This is a genomic window from Nitratireductor sp. GCM10026969 (assembly GCF_042660605.1).
In the GTDB taxonomy this organism is placed as follows: Bacteria; Pseudomonadota; Alphaproteobacteria; order Rhizobiales; family Rhizobiaceae; genus Chelativorans.
The window spans coordinates 1-2,867 of record NZ_JBHSUM010000258.1 but is presented as its reverse complement, the minus strand read 5'-3'; the positions used below and the strand labels follow the sequence as shown (position 1 = coordinate 2,867).

Here is a 2,867-nt window from a genome sequence, read left to right as displayed (position 1 = left end):
CCTGCGCCTCGCCCACCCGCGCCTCTGCCAGCGTCAGATCGGTTTGCGCCTTGTCGAGTTCTGCCTGGGTGGCGATGCCGCGCTGGTTGAGGTCCTGCGTGCGTGCCAGCACGCGCTCGGCTTCCGCCGCCTGCGCCTCGGCCGAGGCGAGGGCTGCTTCGAGGACGGCGATCTCCTCCGGCCGCTTCCCCTCTTTCAGATTGGCAAGCTGGGCCTCCGCCTCGGCGAGCGCGGCCTCGGCCTGAGCGACGGCGATCTGTGCATCCGTCCTTTCCATCATCGCCACCGTCTCGCCTTCGCTGACGCGGGCGCCGCGACGCGTGGTGACGGAGCGCACCTGGCCGGTTTCGGTCGGCGCGAGCAGCACATATTCCCCTTCGACATAGCCGACCGCCAGGGGCTCCGGCGTCGCGCAGGCGGCGAAAAGCGCGGCGGCGAAGGGAATGGCGCAAAGCATGCTCATGACGTCCCGCGCCTCCGCGCATTGATGATGGTGGAAAGATTGCCGAGGGCGACCTCGACAATGGCAGCCGCTTCGCGCTGCCCGATGTCGCGCCATTCCATGCGCCGGCGCACCGCTTCGCGGGCGATACGGAAATAGATGACCTGGCCGATCAGCGTGAAGACGGTGATCCTGGTGCGCTCGCTTTCGGCCGGCTCACCGGTGGCCGCCTCCCAAAGCGCGCAGAGCCGCTTGTGCACCGGCTCGAACACGCCCGCGTAGATCGTGTCGAGTGCCGCCGTCGGCTGGGACAACTCCCGCATGACGAACTGGGCCACGTCCTCCGCCTCCGGCCGCTGGACGATGAAACGCACCATCGCCTCCACCACCTGCCGCAGCACGGTTGCCGCCGCTTCCGGCGAGGCCGGCCCGGCATCCGGCGCCGCCGCATCGTCCAGAGCCACTTGGGCGATGCCCGAGATCGTCTCGACGATATAGTCCGCGCAGGCGTTGCGCAGTCCTTCCTTGCCGCCGAAATGGTAGGCAATGGAGCCGATATTGGCACCGGCCTCGGCGGCGATCTCGCGCGTGGACGTGGCCTCGAAGCCCTTATGTCCGAACAGCCGGAGCCCGGCGCGAACCAGGGTTTCGCGTGTTCGCTCCGCGCCGCTGGGGCGGCCCCTTGCCTTTTGTGCTGACTGGTGCGTTCGTTCGATCATGGAGCATGTATTAATCAATCGATTGATTAAATGCAAGAGCGTCGTTTTTCCTGAAGGAAGAAGCCCCGGGCGCCGGGGGGACCGGTCCACATATGTCCGATAAGCCGGTCCGCGACGACGTGGCGCGAAAATGGTGCGGCCGCTCTCCGAGGTGCCGGTCCGATAGATATTGTGGCCGACGTCCGAAGGCGGTATGCGGCCGGGCGCGCCGGCGTTATTATCGGAGCGACAATTTTCGCGGAGCAGAGCTTATGAACGGGGTCACCGTCGTCGATCATCCTCTTGTCCAGCACAAGCTGACGATCATGCGCGACAAGGAAACCTCGACTGCGGGGTTCAGGACGCTGTTGCGCGAGATCTCGCTGCTTCTGTGCTACGAGGTTACGCGCGACCTGGAATTGACCACGCGCACCATCGAGACGCCGCTTGCCACGATGCAGGCGCCGACGCTGGAGGGCAAGAAGCTGGTCTTCGCCTCCGTCCTGCGCGCCGGCAACGGGCTGCTCGACGGGATGCTGGACCTCGTTCCCGCCGCCCGGGTCGCCCATGTCGGTCTTTACCGCGATCACGAGACGCTGGAGGCGGTCGAATATTTCTTCAAGGCGCCGGGCGACCTGGGAAATCGGCTCGTCATCGTCGTCGACCCCATGCTGGCGACCGCCAATTCGGCCATTGCGGCCGTCGAGAAGCTGAAGTCCCAAGGCGCCACGAATCTCCGCTTCCTGTGCCTGCTCGCCGCGCCGGAAGGCATCGAGCGTTTCTGCGCCGCCCATCCCGACGTGCCGGTCTTCACCGCCTCCATCGATGAGCGGTTGGACGAGAACGGCTATATCCTGCCCGGGCTGGGGGACGCTGGCGACCGCATGTACGGCACGAAATAACCGTCACCTTTCGCTAACCATTTCATGATGCATCGGGACCGCCTTAAGGCCGCGGTGAGGCTTCACAGGCAATTTGGCATCGGAAACGGAACGACCGATGCTGCGCAACTTTGTTCTTCTCGGGCTCGTCGCGGGCGCTTTCGCCTCGATCCCCCTGATTTACGAGCAGAATCAGGACGCGGTCCTGGCTGCGCTGCGCGGGCTGCTTGACGAGCGGGCCCGCCAGGAGAACGCTGTACCTGCTGCCGCCGCGCCATCAGCGCCCCGCAAGACGGCGGTCCTGTCGGGCGGCAAGGTACGGATTCCTGCCGACGAGCGCGGCCACTACCGGGCGACGTTCAGGCTGAACGGCCGGCAGATGGACGCCCTGGTCGACACCGGCGCGACCTTCGTCGCCCTCAACACCGCCGCCGCCCGCCGGATCGGGTTGCAGCTTTCGCCGTCCGATTTCCGCTACCGGGTGGAGACCGCCAACGGAACGGCCGCCGCCGCCCGCGCCGTCATCGACAGCCTCGAGATCGGCCACATCCGGATGCGGGAGGTTCCCGCCGTCGTGCTCGAGGATACCGCTTTGCGCGGTACGCTGATCGGCATGAGCTTCCTCGGCCGCCTCGCCCGCTTCGAGATGGAAGACGGGGAACTGCTCCTGGAGCAGTGACCGCCTATCGTCGATATCATCCGTCGGACGCGACCTTGCGCAGGACCGTCGGACGGCGGCGCGGCTTGTCCGCCACGATGGTGACGGCGTCCCGCACGGAAGTGACGGCCGCCTCCGCCTGAGCACGCGTGCGCGCATGGACGACCGCCAGCGCTTCCCCGCGCGCC

General features: G+C 66.7%; 3 protein-coding genes and 1 pseudogene. 2 read left to right on the top strand and 2 right to left on the bottom strand.

Annotated features, from left to right (window positions below; all coding sequences use genetic code 11):
- Positions 1-463: pseudogene (locus ACFP9U_RS24525) on the bottom strand (HlyD family secretion protein); the annotation flags it as partial.
- Complete coding sequence (locus ACFP9U_RS24520) at positions 460-1,161, bottom strand: CerR family C-terminal domain-containing protein (protein WP_378625430.1); 702 nt, start codon at positions 1,159-1,161, stop codon at positions 460-462. The gene ACFP9U_RS24520 and the pseudogene ACFP9U_RS24525, both read right to left, overlap by 4 nt.
- Positions 1,162-1,412: 251 nt before the next feature.
- Between ACFP9U_RS24520 and upp the strand changes: the two genes are divergently transcribed.
- Positions 1,413-2,042, top strand: coding sequence for a uracil phosphoribosyltransferase (upp, locus tag ACFP9U_RS24515; protein WP_322451145.1), 630 nt, complete (start codon positions 1,413-1,415; stop codon positions 2,040-2,042).
- Between the two features lie 97 nt (positions 2,043-2,139).
- On the top strand, positions 2,140-2,700 hold the full coding sequence (locus tag ACFP9U_RS24510; RefSeq protein WP_378625427.1) for a TIGR02281 family clan AA aspartic protease: 561 nt from the start codon (positions 2,140-2,142) through the stop codon (positions 2,698-2,700).
- The last annotated feature ends 167 nt before the right edge of the window (positions 2,701-2,867 follow it).

Excerpts from the sequence above, each read along its gene's own strand:
- ACFP9U_RS24520 (WP_378625430.1), bottom strand. The coding sequence starts at position 1,161 with ATGATCGAACGAACGCACCAGTCAGCACAAAAGGCAAGGGGCCGCCCC.
- upp (WP_322451145.1), top strand. The coding sequence starts at position 1,413 with ATGAACGGGGTCACCGTCGTCGATCATCCTCTTGTCCAGCACAAGCTG.
- ACFP9U_RS24510 (WP_378625427.1), top strand. The coding sequence starts at position 2,140 with ATGCTGCGCAACTTTGTTCTTCTCGGGCTCGTCGCGGGCGCTTTCGCC.